Source organism: Methylobacterium indicum (assembly GCF_017347565.1).
Lineage (GTDB): Bacteria > Pseudomonadota > Alphaproteobacteria > Rhizobiales > Beijerinckiaceae > Methylobacterium > Methylobacterium indicum.
In genome coordinates this window covers 3996990-4014070 of record NZ_AP024145.1, presented here as the reverse complement: position 1 = coordinate 4014070, position 17081 = coordinate 3996990, and the positions used below count along the sequence as shown (strand labels likewise).

At 72.4% G+C, this 17081-nt stretch carries 14 protein-coding genes and 1 pseudogene; 3 read left to right on the top strand and 12 right to left on the bottom strand.

All coding sequences use genetic code 11. From position 1 onward, the window contains the following. Positions 1 to 96 precede the first annotated feature (96 nt). Positions 97 to 1311, top strand: a complete 1215-nt coding sequence (locus miv_RS18695; protein ID WP_058618808.1) for an NADP-dependent isocitrate dehydrogenase — start codon at positions 97 to 99, stop codon at positions 1309 to 1311. Between the two features lie 94 nt (positions 1312 to 1405). On the opposite strand, the gene miv_RS18690 is transcribed toward miv_RS18695, so the two are convergent. From miv_RS18690 to glgX, 4 genes are all read right to left on the bottom strand, one after another. After that, positions 1406 to 3022, bottom strand: a complete 1617-nt coding sequence (locus tag miv_RS18690) for a hybrid sensor histidine kinase/response regulator (RefSeq protein WP_207178180.1) — start codon at positions 3020 to 3022, stop codon at positions 1406 to 1408. A gap of 296 nt (positions 3023 to 3318) precedes the next feature. Beyond that, a complete protein-coding gene (locus miv_RS18685; protein ID WP_207178178.1) occupies positions 3319 to 5235 on the bottom strand; it encodes an AI-2E family transporter in 1917 nt (638 codons plus the stop codon). A gap of 45 nt (positions 5236 to 5280) precedes the next feature. Continuing rightward, positions 5281 to 5658, bottom strand: a complete 378-nt coding sequence (locus miv_RS18680) for a response regulator (RefSeq protein ID WP_048430842.1) — start codon at positions 5656 to 5658, stop codon at positions 5281 to 5283. Positions 5659 to 5820: 162 nt separating this feature from the next. Further along, the gene (gene glgX / locus miv_RS18675; RefSeq protein WP_082171601.1) at positions 5821 to 8106 is read right to left on the bottom strand and encodes a glycogen debranching protein GlgX; all 2286 of its coding nucleotides are present in this window, start codon (positions 8104 to 8106) and stop codon (positions 5821 to 5823) included. 273 nt (positions 8107 to 8379) lie between these two features. On the opposite strand from glgX, the gene miv_RS18670 reads away from it, so the two are divergent. Then, positions 8380 to 8784 (top strand): CBS domain-containing protein, encoded by a 405-nt coding sequence (locus miv_RS18670; RefSeq protein WP_048430840.1) that lies wholly within the window; start codon positions 8380 to 8382, stop codon positions 8782 to 8784. On the opposite strand, the gene miv_RS18665 is transcribed toward miv_RS18670, so the two are convergent. The 3 genes from miv_RS18665 to cobD form a co-directional block, all read right to left on the bottom strand. Beyond that, positions 8759 to 9064, bottom strand: coding sequence for a hypothetical protein (locus tag miv_RS18665; RefSeq protein ID WP_048430836.1), 306 nt, complete (start codon positions 9062 to 9064; stop codon positions 8759 to 8761). The two genes, miv_RS18670 and miv_RS18665, sit on opposite strands and share 26 nt — an antisense overlap. A gap of 120 nt (positions 9065 to 9184) precedes the next feature. After that, entirely contained in the window at positions 9185 to 10489 is a 1305-nt protein-coding gene (locus miv_RS18660) for a KpsE/RkpR family capsule polysaccharide export protein (RefSeq protein ID WP_207178176.1), read from the bottom strand. A gap of 93 nt (positions 10490 to 10582) precedes the next feature. Continuing rightward, positions 10583 to 11593 carry a threonine-phosphate decarboxylase CobD gene (gene cobD / locus miv_RS18655; protein ID WP_244748588.1) on the bottom strand — a complete coding sequence of 337 codons (1011 nt, stop codon included), beginning with the start codon at positions 11591 to 11593 and terminating at the stop codon, positions 10583 to 10585. A 28-nt stretch (positions 11594 to 11621) separates the two neighbouring features. Between cobD and cbiB the strand changes: the two genes are divergently transcribed. Then, positions 11622 to 12614 carry an adenosylcobinamide-phosphate synthase CbiB gene (gene cbiB / locus miv_RS18650; RefSeq protein WP_207178174.1) on the top strand — a complete coding sequence of 331 codons (993 nt, stop codon included), beginning with the start codon at positions 11622 to 11624 and terminating at the stop codon, positions 12612 to 12614. Positions 12615 to 12865: 251 nt separating this feature from the next. Here cbiB and miv_RS18645 read toward each other — a convergent pair. From miv_RS18645 to miv_RS18625, 5 genes and pseudogenes are all read right to left on the bottom strand, one after another. Continuing rightward, positions 12866 to 13030: pseudogene (locus miv_RS18645) on the bottom strand (hypothetical protein); the annotation flags it as partial. Between the two features lie 121 nt (positions 13031 to 13151). Beyond that, on the bottom strand, positions 13152 to 14114 hold the full coding sequence (locus miv_RS18640; RefSeq protein WP_207178172.1) for an efflux RND transporter periplasmic adaptor subunit: 963 nt from the start codon (positions 14112 to 14114) through the stop codon (positions 13152 to 13154). A gap of 12 nt (positions 14115 to 14126) precedes the next feature. Further along, entirely contained in the window at positions 14127 to 14330 is a 204-nt protein-coding gene (locus miv_RS18635; RefSeq protein ID WP_048430831.1) for a DUF1656 domain-containing protein, read from the bottom strand. Further along, positions 14330 to 16369 (bottom strand): FUSC family protein, encoded by a 2040-nt coding sequence (locus miv_RS18630; RefSeq protein WP_483310126.1) that lies wholly within the window; start codon positions 16367 to 16369, stop codon positions 14330 to 14332. The genes miv_RS18635 and miv_RS18630 overlap by 1 nt, the downstream gene beginning before the upstream one ends. Then, on the bottom strand, positions 16369 to 16848 hold the full coding sequence (locus miv_RS18625; protein WP_207183549.1) for a MarR family winged helix-turn-helix transcriptional regulator: 480 nt from the start codon (positions 16846 to 16848) through the stop codon (positions 16369 to 16371). The genes miv_RS18630 and miv_RS18625 overlap by 1 nt, the downstream gene beginning before the upstream one ends. Between the last annotated feature and the right edge of the window lie 233 nt (positions 16849 to 17081).

Below are 17081 nucleotides of genomic sequence, written 5' to 3'. Positions count from 1 at the left end.
CCTGTTTGTGCAGCGCGCTATGACCCCCCCACGGCCGGCCGCTTAGCCAACGCGGGCATGGGGACGGCCCCCGGATCACGGAAGGCTGGATCAGACATGGCGAAGATCAAGGTGGCGAACCCCGTCGTCGAGCTCGACGGCGACGAGATGACCCGGATCATCTGGCAGTCCATCAAGGACAAGCTGATCCATCCCTACCTCGACGTTCCGCTCGAGTACTACGACCTTGGGGTCGAGCATCGCGACGCCACCAACGACAAGGTGACGATCGAGGCCGCCGAGGCGATCAAGAAGCACGGCGTCGGCGTCAAGTGCGCCACCATCACCCCGGACGAGGCCCGGGTGAAGGAGTTCAACCTCAAGGAGATGTGGAAGTCGCCGAACGGCACGATCCGCAACATCCTGGGCGGCGTGATCTTCCGCGAGCCGATCATCTGCAAGAACGTGCCGCGGCTGGTGCCGGGCTGGACCCAGCCGATCGTGGTGGGCCGTCACGCCTATGGCGACCAGTACCGCGCCACCGACTTCAAGGTGCCGGGCAAGGGCCGCATGACGGTCAAGTTCGAGGGCGACGACGGCACCGTCATCGAGCGCGAGGTGTTCAAGTTCCCGGGCGCCGGCGTCGCCCTGTCGATGTACAACCTCGACGAGTCGATCCGCGACTTCGCCCGCGCGTCGATGAACTATGGCCTCGCCCGCAAGTTCCCGGTCTACCTCTCGACCAAGAACACCATCCTCAAGGCCTATGACGGCCGGTTCAAGGACATCTTCGAGGAGGTGTACGAGGCCGAGTTCAAGTCGCGGTTCCAGTCGGCCGGCATCACCTACGAGCACCGCCTGATCGACGACATGGTCGCCTCGGCCCTGAAGTGGTCCGGCGGCTACGTCTGGGCGTGCAAGAACTACGACGGCGACGTGCAGTCGGACACCGTGGCACAGGGCTTCGGCTCGCTCGGCCTGATGACGTCGGTGCTGCTCACCCCCGACGGCCAGACCGTCGAGGCCGAGGCCGCGCACGGCACGGTGACCCGCCACTACCGCGAGCACCAGAAGGGCAAGGAGACCTCGACCAACTCGATCGCGTCGATCTTCGCCTGGACCCGCGGCCTGTCGCACCGCGCCAAGCTCGACTCGAACGCCGACCTCGCCAAGTTCGCCGAGACCCTCGAGAAGGTCTGCGTCGACACCGTCGAGGCCGGCTTCATGACCAAGGACCTCGCGCTGCTGGTCGGCCCCGACCAGAAGTGGCTCTCGACCACCGGCTTCCTCGACAAGATCGACGAGAACCTGAAGACCGCGATGGCGGTCTGAGCCGAGGCGGCCGGGCCCCGCGCCCGGCCGTCCGGCCCCGCGCCCTGCCAACCCGCCCGAGGCCGTCCGGCCCCGGGCGGGTTTTTTCATGGGTTCAGGTCACGCCCGTCGGCCCGTCGAGCACCGCCCGCACCCGGCGCGCCAGCTCCATCCGGCGATAGGGCTTGTTGATGATCTCGAACTCGGTACCGCCGGCATCGGTGCGCTCCAGCGAGGCCTCGGCGTAGCCCGTGGTGAGCAGCACCTTGAGGCGGGGCTGGCGGCGGCGCGCCTCGCGGGCGAGCATCACGCCGTTCATGCCGCCGGGCATGATCAGGTCCGAGAACAGGAGATCGACCTTGTCGCCGCCGTCGAGGAGTTCGAGGGCCTGGCGGCCGTCGGTGGCGAGCAGGGTGGTGTAACCGAAGTCGCGCAGGATCGCCCGGGCGAGCTCGGCGACGTCGCGGCGGTCGTCGACGATCAGGATCGTCTCGGTGCCCGAGCGGCCCGCCCCGCGGGTATCGGGGCCCGGCGCCGGGCGCTCGTCGCTGTCGCTCATCGGGAAGTAGAGCCGCACGGTGGTGCCGTGGCCGGCGCGCGACTCGATCACGACGGTGCCGCCGGACTGCTTGGCGAAGCCGTACACCATGGCGAGGCCCAGCCCCGTGCCGCGGCCCTCCTCCTTGGTGGTGAAGAACGGCTCCATCACCCGGGCCAGGATCTCGGGCGGCATCCCGGTGCCGGTGTCGGAGACCGAGACCGAGACGTAGCGCCCGGGCTGGGGCAGGCCGGAGGGCAGCTCGTCGGCGTCGAAGACGTGGTTCTCGGTCCGGATCGTCACGGTGCCGCGGCCCGGCAGGGCGTCGCGGGCGTTGATCAGGATGTTGAGCAGCGCGACCTCGGTCTGGGTCGGGTCGATGCGGGCGTTCCACAGCCCGTCGGCGAGTTCGGTCTCGACGCCGACCTCGTCCCCGAGGGTGCGGCCCGCGAGATCGCGCATGCCCTCGACGAGGTTGTTGAGGTTCACCGACCGCCCGTCGAGGCGCTGCTTGCGGGCGAAGGCGAGGAGCTGCTGCGTCAGGGTGGTGGCGCGCTCGGCGGCGTTGCGGATGTTGTCGACCGCCCGCATCATCCGGCGCGGGTCGGTCGCCGGGTCCTGCAGACCCGAATGCAGGATGTCGACGTAGCCGACCACCACCTGGAGCAGGTTGTTGAAGTCGTGCGCGATGCCGCCAGTGAGCTGGCCCAGCGCCTCCATCTGCTGCGACTGGCGCAGGGCCTCCTCGGCGTCGCGCCGGCGCGACACGTCGAGCTGCGAGCCGAAGAAATAGACCAGCTCGCCGCTCGGATCGTAGACCGGCGAGATGAACAGCGCGTTCCAGAAGGTCGAGCCGTTCTTGCGGTAGTTCAGGATCTCGGTGGCGATCTCCTTGCGCTCGGCGATGGCGCGGCGCACCTCCGCCACCGTCTCGCGATCGGTCTCGGGCCCTTGCAGGAAGCGGCAATTGCGGCCGACCAGCTCCTCGGGCGTGTAGCCGGTCATGCCCCGGAAGGCCTGGTTGGCGAAGATGATCGGATTGTCCGGCTGGCGCGGATCGGTCACGATCATCGGCATCCGCGTCATCTCGACGGCGGCGAAGAAGATGTCGCTATGGTGGTCCGAGACGTCGGTGGGCACGTCCGCCACGGTCGGCCGGGTCCCAAGTTCGGTCGGCGTTCGCTTCGCACTCATCGTCGTTCCGCTGGCCCCCGGCCTCTCGTCCCCGCGCCCCGCATCAGATCCTACACCCGGCCTCTTCGTACAACGGGGAAACCCGCCGTCGGCGACCGCGACCGGGCGTCGCTCCACAATCCGGCCCGGGCCGGCGCGCCCGGACGGCAATCATCCACCAGTCCGCCGGCCGACCGTAACGGATATCCCCCAAGGAAACCACGCCGCCGCGACTGGGATCATGCCGACCCCGCCCCGCGATGGACTTCGGACCGCCAATCCCGGATCTGGGAGAGACGACCGCGCGGCTGTCGCCGTTACGCCGCCCGGCGCCTGGTCGCGCCGGTCTCCGCCGCGCCCGACAGCGCCAGGGCGGCGTCGAGGGCGTCGCTGATCGTCGTGACCACGATGTCGGCGGAGGTCGCCCGGCGCAGGCGGTCGCGCCCGGCCGGGTCGCGCTCGCGCCACACCGCCACCATGACCCGCACGCCGGGAATCGCCCGCCGGGCGAGGCGGGCGGCGAGCCGGATGTGGGAGGTGCTGATCGGCTCGATATAGGACAGGCAGACCAGGGCGACGCCCTCGAGTTCCGGCCGCTCGCCCTTGTTGAGGGCGTCCTGGCTGGTGGTGCGGGCGTTGAGGCCGTGGCGCCCCATCACCTGGGCCAGCATGCCGGCGGCGGCGGCGTCGAACGGCCCGCGGGCCGCCACCACCAGGACGGGCGCCGGCCCGCGCCAGGCCGGGCTCAGATCCTCGGCCCGGCGCACGATCGCGGTCGAGGCCCGGTCGGGGCCGAGGGCGGCGACCGCGGCCTCGGTCTCGGCGCTGCGCAGGGAAGCGGCCTTCTTCGACACCGGCATGGCGCCCAGCGTCGTCACCACGGTCTCGATCGCCTGGCCGACGGCCTGCTGGCGGTCGGCGGCGAGCGCCCCGCTCGCCCGGTCGTTCTGGGCGAGCCGCAGGCCGCCGAGCGCGATCTCGTCGTAATAGGTCGCCAGCGCCCGCTCCTTCAGCACCTGGCGGGCCTTGTCGATCGCCTCGAGCGGGTCCCCGGCCAGCATGCGCTGGTAGAAGATCTCGGAGGGCGCCAGCGCCGGGCGGTCGCCCAGCATCACGTCGAGGAAGGCCAGGCGCTCGACGTGGCGGCCGAGCACCACGAGGCAGACGGTGATCGGGGTCGCGAGCACGAGGCCGACCGGCCCCCACAGGAAGGTCCAGAGCGTCGCGGCCAGGATCACCGCCACCGGCGAGAGACCGGTGGAGTGGCCGTAGAGCAGGGGCTCGACGACGTGCCCGGCGATCGGCTCGACCACGGCGAAGAGCAGGAGCGTCGCGATCAGCATCGACCAGCCCGGATCGACCGCGGCGGCGAGCATGAGCGGGAAGGCCATGCCGATGACCGCGCCGATATAGGGCACGAAGCGCAGGATCGCCGCGAGCACGCCCCACAGGATCGGGCTCGGCACGCCGATGACCCACAGACCGATCGCGATCACCACCCCGAAGGCGAGGTTGAGGCCGGCCTGGGCGAGGAAGAAGCGCGAGAGGCGGGCCACCGCATCGTCCATCGCCGCCGTGGTGGCGCGCAGATCGCCGGAGCCGGCGAGCCGGATGGCGCGGTTGCGCAGGTCCTCGCGCTGGGCGAGGAAGAACAGGGTGAAGAGCAGGATCAGGCCGACCGTGGCGAGCGGATGCAGCACCGGCGCGACCACGCTGCCCAGGGTGGAGAGGAGCCCGGCCTTCGGCTCGCGCACCTCGACCAGCATCGGCTTCTCGGGATCGGTGGGGCCCCGCGCCTTGGCGGGCTCCGGCGGCTGCAACTCCTGGCTCAGGTCCTGCACCGACTGGAACAGCCGCTCCAGGGTGGCGCCGCCGCCGGCATTCGCGCGCAACGCCCCGATCTTCTCGCGCATCGTCACGGTGTAGCGCGGCAGGTCGGAGGCGAGCTGCGAGGCCTCGTTGGCGATGAGGAGACCGAGGCCCCCGATGCCCCCGAAGGTCGCCAGCACCACGACCAGCACGGCCAGCGAACGCGGCAGGCGCCGGCGTTGCAGACCCCGCACCGCGGGCGCCAGCACGAAGCTGAGCAGCACCGCCAGCGTGATCGGCATCAGCACGTCCCGCCCGAGGGACAGGATCGCCCCAATGGCGAGAACCAGCAGGCAGGTGGCCAGGGCCGTGAACACCGGCATCGCGTCGCGCAGGCGGCGCGCCGTCACGGGATCGTCGATCATCAAACGCGCACCTGCATCAGCCGCGGACCGGCCGGGGTCTTGTCGTTACGGGGCGGCCGGCGTGCCGAGGGCGGCGCCGATCTGGGTCAGGAGCTTCGAGAAGTCGACCGGCTTCGGGTGGTAGTCGTCGCAACCGGCCTGAATCACCTTCTCGCGGTCGCCCGACATGGCGTGGGCGGTGAGCGCGATGATCGGGATCCGGGCGGTCTCGGCGTCGGACTTGAGCGCGCGGGCCGCCGACCAGCCGTCGAGAACCGGCAGGTTCATGTCGAGCAGGATGATGTCGGGCCGGCTGGTGCGGGCCTTCATCACGCCCTCCTCGCCGTCATGGGCGAGCACCACCTCGTAGCCCCGCCGCTTGAGCCGCCGGGAGAGGAAGTCCCAGATTTCCTCATGGTCCTCGACGAGAAGGATCTTTGCCACCGCCCGCACTCCGCGCTCGCACGATCCCCGGGGCGGCCGAGCCGCCCCGCAGGATCTTCGCCTGTCCGACTGGGCCGTCCTACACGGCCCTTCCCTGGCTGACGCCCGGGGAGGGCGAATGTTTCCGCCCGCTCTCCCAAAGTGGGCGGATCCGCCCGGATGTCACCCCTCGTGCGGCAAGCCGAACGCGACGCTCTCGGATTCCGCCCGCTCGAAGGCCTGGATGACGTGCTGGTAGGAGCGCCAGGTCTCGCTGGCATGGTCCACGTCCGTCGGGCGCAGCACGAACATCAGCATCGAACGGCCGGTGACCGCGTAGGTGTCGCCGACGGCGAAGCGGGCGAGGTCCTGGGTATCGGGCAGGTTGGTGTCGAGCACCCGCATCCAGGCATCGCCCCCCACCACCTCCGGCAGGGTGAACTCCACCATGTCGTGATGGGCGTTGAACAGGAGCATCAGGGTCGCCTCGCCGCCGCGGCGGTGGATGCCGCTCGACTGCGCCCGGCCGTCGAGGACCACGGCGAGCGCGCGGGCGCCGCCGTCGTTCCAGTTCTCCGGGGTCATGTCGGTCCCCGAGGGCGTGAGCCAGCTCACGTCCTTGACGCCGAGTTCCGCGTCGTAGGCACCGGTGAGGAACCGGCCGCGGCTCAGCATCGGCAGCGACCTGCGCAGGATCAGCAGGCGCTGGGTGAACTCGGCGAGGTCGCGTTCGTCCTCGCCGATCCCCTCCCAGTCGATCCAGGAGATTGCGTTGTCCTGGCAATAGGCGTTGTTGTTGCCGCGCTGCGTGCGGGCGAACTCGTCGCCGGCGAGCAGCATCGGCGTGCCGCGCGACAGGAGCAGCGTCGCCAGCAGGTTGCGCATCTGGCGCAGGCGCACCGCCTTGATCTCGGGATCGTCGGTCGGGCCCTCGGCGCCGTAATTGTACGAGAGATTGTGCGAATGGCCGTCGCGGTTGTCCTCGCCGTTCGCCGTATTATGCTTCTCGTTGTACGAGACGGTGTCGGCGAGGGTGAAGCCGTCATGCGCGGTGATGAAGTTCACCGAGGCCCAGGGGCGCCGGCCGCGCTTGTTGAACTTGTCGGCCGAGCCGGTGAGGCGGGAGGCGAGGGCCGGCAAAAGACCCTCGTCGCCCTTCCAGTAGCCGCGGACCTCGTCGCGGAAGCGGTCGTTCCACTCGGCCCAGCCGGGCGGGAAGCCGCCGACCTGGTAGCCGCCCGGGCCGCAATCCCACGGCTCGGCGATCAGCTTGACCGAGGAGAGCACCGGGTCCTGGCGGCAGGAATCGAGGAAGCCGCCGCCCTCGTCGAAGCCGTAGGGCTCGCGGCCGAGGATCGTCGCGAGGTCGAAGCGGAAGCCGTCGACCCTCATCTCGGTCGCCCAGTAGCGCAAGCTGTCCGTCACCATCTGGAGCACCCGCGGGTGCGAGAGGTTGACGGTGTTCCCGGTGCCGGTGTCGTTGATGTAGTAGCGCTTCTGGTCGGGCAGCAGCCGGTAGTACGAGGCGTTGTCGATCCCCTTGAAGGAGAGGGTCGGACCCTTCTCGTTGCCCTCGGCGGTGTGGTTGTAGACCACGTCGAGGATCACCTCGAGGCCGGCCCCGTGCATCCGGGCCACCATCTCCTTGAATTCGGAGAAGGCGAAGTCCGGCACCGCGGCGTAGCGGCGGGCGGGGGCGAAGAACGAGAGGGTGTTGTACCCCCAGTAATTCACCAGGTCCTTTTCCAGCAGGTAGCTGTCGTTGACGAAGGAGTGGATGGGCAGGAGCTCGACCGAGGTGACGCCGAGGCTGCGGATATAGGCCAGCACCTCGGGGGTGCCGAGGCCCGCATAGGTGCCGCGCAGGCGCTCCGGCACCGCCGGGTGCAGCTTGGTGAATCCCTTGACGTGGGTCTCGTAGAAGACCGTCTTGTCCCACGGCACGTTCGGCTTCTGGTCGCGGCCCCAGGTGAAGGCGGGATCGATCACCCGGCACTTGCGGGTGAAGGGGGCGCTGTCGCGGGTGTCGAAGGTGGTGTCGTCGCCGCTCTCCATCACGTAGCCGAAGAGCGCCGGGTTCCAGGTGACGGAACCGACGAGCGCCTTGGCGTAGGGATCGAGGAGCAGCTTGTTGGGGTTGAAGCGGTGGCCGGCCTCGGGCTCGTAGGGGCCGTGGACCCGGTAGCCGTAGATCGTCCCGGGGCGGGCGTCGGGCAGGTAGCCGTGCCAGACCTCGTCGGTGTATTCGGGCAGCTCGATCCGCTCGATCTCGGTCTCGCCGGTATCGTCGAACAGGCACAGCTCGACCTTGGTGGCGTGCGCGGAGAACAGCGCGAAGTTGACGCCGAGGCCGTCCCAGGTGGCGCCGAGCGGAAAGGGCTGGCCCTCGCTGATGTTGCGGGTCGCCCGGACGAGGGGCGAGGCCGCGGGGGCGGCCGGGGCGGGCTTGGACGTGAGTTCCATGTTCATGGGGGCGTTCGACGATCCCGGAGGCGAGAAGCCTGACTGTGGGCTGAACGCGCCGGACCTCGCCCAAGCTCCCCCGCCGTCGTCAAAATTTCATGGCCGCGGCCGCGTGGCCGCAAGGGTGCCGGGGTACAGGGTGGGACCATGGGTCCGGGACCCCGATCTCGGGCGTCGGGACCGCGATCGCACCACGGCGCGGGGGAGCCGCCGGCCGCCCTCGCGGGTTACCGGAGGGTGCAGACGGGGAGTCGGATGGGCGTGACGGTCGCGGACGTGATGAGCAGGGACGTGGAGTTCATCGCCGGGGAGGCCCCCGTGCAGGAGGCGGCGGTGCTGATGGGCGAACTCGATGTCGGCGCCCTGCCGGTCGGCACGGCGGATGCCCTCGACGGGGTGATCACCGACCGGGACATCCTCTACCGGGTGGTCGCCCAGGGGCTCGATCCGAGCAGGGCCCGGGTGAGCGAGGCGATGTCGCGCCCGGTCGTGTCCTGCGCCGAGGGCGATCCCCTGCGCACCGCCCTCGACCTGATGGCCGCCCACCACGTCCGGCGGCTGCCGGTGCGGGATGCGGGCGGGCGCGTCACCGGCTGGGTCACCCTGGCGGATCTGTCGCGGGCGCTGCTGCACGGCGGCGACGCGCTCCAGACCTCGCTCAAGCGTCTGACCGAGGAGGCGTGAGTGGCTCGGCGGCCGCGGCGGCGTTCGCCGCCGCGTTGGCGCGCTCGGCCTCCAGGATGGTCTGGCGGGCGAGGTAGCGGGTGACCAGCGCCTCGACGTCGCGGATGGTCTCCTCGACGAGGTGGGCCTGGAGCAGGGCGCGGGGCTCGTCGGGGGCGAGGTTCTCGCGCTCCTGGAGCCGGCGCATCGCCTGCTTGACCACCTGGTAGACCGCCTCGCGCTCCTCGCGGCTCATCGCCGGGGAGACCGCCCGGGCGACCAGGTCCGTGAAATCGGACATCGGGGTGCTGCTCGTCCTTGCCTTCTCGGACGCGATCCGTCGCGCCCACGGCCCACCTCATCGCACGACGCGCGCCCGGATCGAAGCCCCGGGCGGGAGCCCGACCGGGCGGGAGCCCGGCTACATGTTGTGGTCCTTGACGCCGGCGATGAGCAGGCTGCTGCAGCCCCACAGCACCATGAAGGCGAAGAACGCCACGAACAGGGCGTGGCCGCGCATCGGCACGGTGGAGAGCTCGGGCCGGGTCGGGGGCACGAAGACCGAGAGGTAGACGTGCTGGCGGTTCGCCGCCACCCGGGCACGGTCGAGCATGACGGTGGCGGAGTCGTTCAGCTTCTCGGCGATGGTGCGCTCGACCATCAGGCCCTCGTATTCGAGGATCGCGTCCGAGACGGGCTTTCCGCCCACCGCCATCCCGTCGCTGGTGAGCGAGTCCTCGAGCTGCTTGATCTGCTGGTTGGTGGCGGCGACGCTCGCGACGATGGTCTGGATCGAGCGGGACTTCTCGTCGAGGCCGGAGCCGCGCAGCACCTGGAGGTCGTTCTCCGACTTGATCTTGTCCTTGCGCAGGGAGAGCAGCGTGGTCATCGTCGCCTCCGCCGACTTCGCCGGATCGATGATGCCCCAGCGGTTGCGGAACTCGCGCAACGCCAGATGGGCCTTGCGCAGCCGCTCCTCGGTCGCCGCCAGGTCGTCCTTGCTGTGCTTGAGCATGTCCTGCTGGGCGCGCGACGAGATCGTGTTGATCAGCGCCTCGGCCCGGGCGACGACGTGGCGGCTGATCGCCAGGGCGTCGTCCGGCGTGAAGGCCTGCACGGTCAGGGTCATCACGCCCGAGACCAGGTCGATGTGGACCTGGACGCGCTTGCGCCAGTACTTCAGCAGTTCCTCGACCGGCTTGTCGCCGGAATAACGCGTCCAGAAATCGCCCTCGTCGCGGGTGAACATCCGGACGATGTCGAGCTCCTTCTGGGCGCTCTCGAGCATCGGCTGGCTCTCGATGTATTCCTTGACGATGTAGCTGTCCTGGCTGTTGTTCTTCTGGATCAGCGACGAGAACTCGCCGAGCGCGACGTTGCCCATCGGCTCGACCTCGCCGCGGACGGCGAAGCGGGCCTCGACCACGTACTGGTCGGCCGCGAAGACGAACAGGTAGATCCCGATGACCGCCGTCGGCAGCAGCACGAAGATGCCGATGTTGCGCAGGAGGCGGGCCAGGACGCGGTTCTGCATCCCCTCGCCGGGCAGGAGCGGCAGGCGGGTCCAGCGCAGCGGGTTGAGCAGGGCCGGGAGCCGGCTTCGGCCGTCGGCGGGGGCGATCGGCTCGACCGTCTCGGCGTTGCGGCGCAGGTCGGGCACGGTGCGCCGCGCGAACGCGATCATGCTGCCGAGCCTGTCGCGCCGTTTGACCTCGTCCGCGTCCATTCTGCCTGCTTTCCCGTGCGGCGCCGGCCGCGTGCGTGACCCCGAGGGCCAGGGTCTGCGGATGCTGCGGTTTTCGGCCTTTTTAATGGCGCCTCATGCCCCGGCGTCGTCCCGGAGTGCGGCGGCGAGGCGGTCCCAGGCCGGGACGTCGGGCGGCAGGCCGAAGCGCAGGCGCGCCGGCGCGGCCTCGAATCGGCGCACGAAGATCCCGGCCCGCCCGAGGCGGTCGAACAGGCCCGGCCCGTCGGGGAAGTCGGCGGTGCGAAACAGCTTCGTGCCGCCGACGATCCGGCCGCCGGCCTCGGCCAGGAGGGCGTCGAGCCGGGCGGCGTCCCGGCCCCGCGCGACGTCCGCCTCGCGCCGCCAGGCGGCATCCGCCAGGGCCTGCCGCCCGACCGCGATCGCCGGTCCCGACACCGCCCAGGGCCCGATCCCGCGGCGCAGGACACCGACGAGCGGCTCGCCCGCCACCGCGAAGCCAAGGCGCAGGCCGGCGAGCCCGTAGGTCTTGCCGAAGGAGCGCAGCACCAGGCAGGCGGGCGGCACCGCGCCGCACAGGCTCGCGACGGGTTCGAGGTCGGCGAAGGCCTCGTCGACCACGAGCCAGCCGCCGCGCGCGGCGAGGCCGGCGGCGGCGGCCGCGAGGTCCGGCAGGGGCACGACCCGGCCGTCCGGGTTGTTGGGGGTGACCACCACGGCGACGTCGGCCTCGCCGATCCCGGCGAGGTCGCCGACCGCCACGACGGTGTGGCCGGCCCGGGCCCAGGCGGCCGCGTGCTCGGCATAGGTGGGGCCGACCACCGCGACGCGGCCGGGGGGCCGCAACCGCGGGACGAGGTCGATCAGCGCTTGCGTGCCCGGCGCCGCGACGACCCGCTCCGGCGGGGCGCCGTAGGCCTCGGCCGCCGCGGCTTCGAGGGCGGCCAGGTCGGCCTTGGCCGGCAGCCGCGTGAAGGCGCTGGCCTCGAGCGCCGGCCACGGATAGGGGATCGGATTGATCCCGGTCGAGAGGTCGATCCAGGGCCGGGGGGCCTGCGGAAACAGGAAGCCCGCCTCGCCGAGGTCGCCCCCGTGCCGGATCGGCCCCTCCGCCGTCTCGTCCAATCGCCCGTCCAACCGTCCGCCCCTCGCGATGACCGCCCTGACGCACCCGCCCGACAGCCTCGTGCTGCTCGTCCTCGCCCTCGCGATCGAGGCCGCCCTCGGCTATCCGGACCGCCTCTACAGGCTGGCCGGCCACCCTGTCACCTGGATCGGTGCCCTGATCGCCGCCCTCGACCGCGGCCTCAACCGCGAGGGGGAGTCCCCGCGCTGCCGGCGCGCCGCCGGGATGCTGGCCCTCCTCCTCGTGCTGGCAGCGACGGGCCTTGCGGCGCTGGCCCTGTCGCTCGCCTGCGGGGCGCTCGGAGGGGCGGGCCTCGTCCCCTGCGCCCTCCTCGCCGCGAGCCTGCCGGCGCAGCGCAGCCTGCACGACCACGTCGCCCGGGTGGCGGCGGACCTGCGGCGCGACGGGCTCGCCGGGGGACGGCGGGCGGTGGCGATGATCGTCGGGCGCAACCCCGAGACCCTCGACGAGGCCGCCCTCTGCCGCGCCGCGATCGAGAGCCTGTCGGAGAACTTTTCCGACGGCATCGTGGCGCCGGCCGTCTGGCTCGGGGCCGGCGGCCTGCCCGGGGGCGCGCTCTACAAGGCGATCAACACCGCCGACAGCATGATCGGCCACCGCACGCCCCGGCACGAGGCCTTCGGCTGGGCCGCCGCCCGCCTCGACGACCTCGTCAACCTGCCGGCCTCGCGGCTCACCGCCGGGCTCATCGTGGCGGCGGCCGCGCTCACGCGGGGCGCCTCCGCCCGCGGGGCGCTGGCGGCGGTGCGGCGCGACGCCGGCCGCCACCGCTCGCCCAATGCCGGCTGGCCCGAGGCCGCGATGGCCGGGGCGCTCGGCCTGCGGCTCGCCGGCCCGCGGGTCTACGGCGCGACGCGGGTCGAGGATGCCTGGATGGGCTCGGGCCGGGCGGAGGCGACGGCCGACGACATCGCCCGGGCGCTGGTGCTGTACCGCCGGGCCTGCCTGCTGCTGTGGGGGCTGGCGGCGGGGCTGGCGGGGATCGCGGCGCTGGTTTGAGCGCTCCCCAGTCCGGCTCGATCGTCTCGCGCGCCGCACCCGGGACGGGCGGGATCTCGGCGGCCCGGTCGCGCAGGGCGCGCGGGATGGCACCGAGGGCGGGATCGTCGAAGGACAGGTGGGGCGGGTGCGCCCCACCCAGCCGGCGACGAGGCGAGCCTGAGCAGATTTCGCCGAAGCGGACACCGGTTCGGCGGCAGCGGCGGAATCAGGTCGACCCTGAAGCCGTCCCGGTTCACCGCCCGGAAACTGCCGGCTCCGGTCGGCGCGAACGAGCTATCGACGCTCCGCAGGAGGCCGATCATCCCCTCCCGCTCGAGATCGGTCCCGGGCCACGCCTCGGCGACGAGGCTTAGGCGGGCGCGGGCGTCGAGGAGGCGATCGATGTCGCCGGTGGCGAGATGGCCGCTGGCGATGCGGCGCCCCGCCAGACGCTCGTCGGCGGAGAGGGCGTGAGTGCCGACGACCCGGCCCCACCCCGGGGCAGCCCGGAAGCGGTATCGGTGTCACGCGCGCGGTGGGTCACGCGCGCGATTGTCAGTTCCGCGCCACCGCGAAGCGGGTCTTTAGCGCATCCCAGCCCCGGACGAGCTTGCGCAGCGCCTCGAAGGGGCGGATCTCCGGCCGCTCGCCCTTCGGATGGACCACCACGGTGGCGGTGCGCCCGACGGTGAGGCGCTCGCGGTCGACGGAGACATCGAGGGCGACCCGCACCGGCACGCGCTGGGCGAGGCGCACCCAGGCGAAGGTCGGGTTGACGTTGGCGAGCAGGCTGGCGCTGGCGCCGCGCTCGCGGTCCTCGATGCCGGCGGCGACGCTCTCGACCCGGCCGGTGATCGGCCGATCCTCGCCCATCAGCTGCACGGTGACGGGATCGCCGGGATGGATGCGGCCGAGCTTGGTCTCCTCGAAATAGCCCTGGACGTGCAGGGTGTCGCCGTCGACGAGGGCCATCACCGGCTTGCCGACCGCCACGTAGGCGCCGGGGCGCAGTTCGAGGTTGCTGATGCGGCCGTTGACCGAGGCGCGCACCTCGGAGCGGGCGAGGTTGAGCTTGGCGAGATCGCGGTCGGCCACCGCCTGGTCGTGGGCGGCCCGGGCGCTCTGCTCGGTGGCGAGCGCGGCTTCGAGCTTCTGCTGCGACACGACGTTGTCGCTGAGCTGGCGGTAGCGGGCGAGGTCGGCCTCGGCCTGGACCAGGGTCGCCTTGCGGCCGGCCACCACGGCCTCCGCCTGCCGCAGGGCGAGGGCGAAGCGATCGGGGTCGATGCGGAAGAGCAGATCGCCGCGCTTGACCTCCTGGTTGTCGTGCACCGCGACGTCGCGCACGAGGCCGGAGACGTCGGGGGCGACGCCGACCACCTCGGCCCGCACCCGCCCGTCCCGGGTCCAGGGGGCCTCGAGGTAGTAGTCCCAGAGCGCCGTCCCGACGACGAATGCGAGGGCGAGCAGGACGGCGGTGACGGCGAAGCGGCCGAGGAAGGCGAGCGCGCGGGTCATGATCTTCGATCTTCAGGTCAGGCGGCCGGCGAGCGTGACGACGCCGCCGAGGCACACGAGGTAGAGGCAGAGGTCGAACAGGGCCCGGTGCCAGACCAGGCGGTAGAGCCCGAGCGCGCCGATCAGCCGGCGCAGGACGAGATTGAGCAGGAAGGCGACGACCGCCCAGACCAGCAGGGCCGGCACGAAGACGCCGTAGAGGTCGATGTCGGCCATCAGGCGGCCTCCCTCGCGCGCAGGGGGGCGCCGACGGGCGGCGCCTCGGGAAAGAGCGCGCGGCGCAGGCCCGCGAGCCCGAGCAAGGCCTCGCGCCGGCCCGCGGCCGCAGCCCCCGCGCCGATGACGGCCAGCGCCGCGTCGATATCGGCGAGCAGCGGCGCGGAGGCCGGGCCGCGCGGTCCCTCGTAGTGCAGGGCCACCGCGTCGAGGGCGGCGTCGAGAGCCGCGACCGCGCCGGGCGGCAGGCCGTGGCGGGCGCGGCGCAGGGAGACGAGATTCATGCCGACCCGGAGCGCACCCAGGGTGTCGATCCGCGACAGGTCGCTGTCGGGCCCGGCGGCGGCCAGCCGCGGCACCAGGAGGCCGAGGCGGTCGAGCATCAGGTGGGCGAAGGCGGCCCGGTCGCCCCGCCCGCGCCGGCGCGCCGCCCGGGCGAGGTCGGCCCGGCTCGCCGCCACGAGGCGGCGGGCGCCGTGCTCGGCCCCGACCGAGCGCACCAGCCGGGTCACGACGGCGGCGAGGACGATGCCGACGACGAGCGCCAGGGCCGAGTTGACGTAGGCGCCGAACTCCGAGGCGTAGCGGTCCTGGATCGCCAGGAGGGCGTTGCCGTTGACCCCGAGCGCCAGCCCCACCGGCATGGTGCGGGGAATGGTCATCAGCAGGCCGCACAGGACGAGGGGCGGCGCCAGCACGAGCACCAGGGTGGCGAAGTCGTGGACCTGCGGCAGGATGCCGAACAGGAGCACGCCGATCGCCGCCGCCGCCACCGCGGTCCAGGTGGCGAAGCCCAGGATCGCCGGGGCCGGATCGTCCTGGGTGGCGAAGAGGCAGCACAGGACCGCGCCCATCATCGCCGCGGTGGCGCCGTCGGGCCAGGCGGTGGCGATCCAGGCCGTCACGCAGGCGAGGATGGCGAGGAAGACCCCGAGGGCGGAGCGCAGGGCCATGCCGTGGTCGCGGTGGCGCGGGGCGCGTCCGCCGAACTCGCCCGCGAAGGCGAGCGGGCGGCGGGGAGCGCGCTCGCCGCGGGCGATGCCGTCCTGGAGCGCCCGGCAGTCGCGGCCGATCGCCACCAGTTCGCGCAGGCGGTCGAGGAGGCTCGCCCGCACCAGCGCGGTCCAGAAGCCGGGACGGGCGGGGGAGAAGAGGTCGGCGTCGTCGGCCGCGGCGATGCGGGCGAGCAGCGCGTCGGCCTCGGCCGCCGGGGCGCCGGCTTCCGACCAGGCGGCGACGTCGGCGAGCAGCGTCCTCAGCGCCGGATCGAGGCCCGCGAGGTCGCGCAACGCCGCGATCCGGTCGGCCAGCGAGGACAGGACTGGCAGCAGCATCAGCATCCGGCCGCGCAGGAGCTGGACCAGCGGCACCGCCCGGCTCTGCGCCGAGGCGTCGTAGGCGAGATGGGTGGCGAGCGCGTCGATCTCGGCGGCCTCCGCGGCGAGCCGCAGGCGCCGCGCCCGGATTGCCGGCGCCTCGATGGCGCCCGACAGCACGTCGGCGGTCCAGCGCCCGGTCTCGCCGAGCCAGGTCCCGACCCGGGCCGCCAGCACCGGCCCGACGGATTCCGGCAGGACGAGGCCCGCCACCAGGGCGGCGCAGAGGATGCCGAGCGTGATCTCCTCGGCGCGCGACACCGCGGTCTCGAAGATGGTGTCGGGCGCCGTCACCGCCGGGAAGCCGATCAGCGCCGCGGTGTAGCCGGCGAGCATGAACAGGTAGGCCCGCGGCGAGCGGTCGAGGAGCGAGAGGTAGAGGCAACCGGCGGTCCAGAGCGCCAGCGCCAGCGTCAGCATCTCGGGTGCGCCGACGAGGGGCGGCACCAGCACGACCGCCATTGAGACGCCCGCCACCGTGCCGACCACCCGGTAGACGGCCTTCGAGCGGGTGGCGCCGGAGAGCGGCTGCATGGTGATGTAGACGGTCGCCATCGCCCAGTAGGGCCGCGGCAGGTCGAGCCACAGGGCGAGGCCCAGCGCGAGGAGCGCGGCACCCGCGATCTTCAGGGCGAACAGCCATTGGCGCCAGCCGGGCAGCATCAGGCGCGCCCTCCGGCGGCGGGCGCGTCGGACGGGCAGAGGCCCGCGCCCTTCGGGCCCTGGGCCTGGAGCGCGCGCAGGACCCGCAGGGCCGCCCGCAGGTCGTCGTCGCCGAGTTCCCCGAACACCGCCTCGCGCAAGCCGTCGAACCGCGCCTCGATGGCGGCGGAGCGGGCCTGCCCCTCCGGGGTCAAGGCCAGCACCTTGGCGCGGCGGTCGGTCGGGTCCTCCCGGCGGGTGACGAGGCCGGCCTCGCCGAGCTGGTCGAGGAGGCGCACCAGGCTCGGCCCCTCGACGCCGAGAGCTTCGGCCAACGCCGTCTGGCGCAGGTCGCCGCCGAGCCGGCCGATCAGCAGCAGCGGCAGCGCCGTCGCCTCGGTCAGCCCGTAGGCGGTCACGACCTCGTCCGCCGCCCGGCGCCAGACGCGGCCGGACTGGAGCAGGGTGAGGGTGAGGGTTTGCAGGAGGTCGCGTCGCATCCGGTCGCCCCGCCATCGAGGTACGGTCGTTGATCGTGCTTATTGATAGGATGCTAACGATCCGACGGGAAGCGTTCGCGACGCGTGCCGGCCATGCGCGGCGACGGCCTCGATGCGGCCTCGATGCGGCGGATCCGGCGGGCCTGCGGCCGTGCCTCGACGAGCCTGGCGTTGCGGATGGCGTACCGAGGAGGGGAGCGAAGTCCTCCCGTCCACCCGGAACCGTCCGGTTC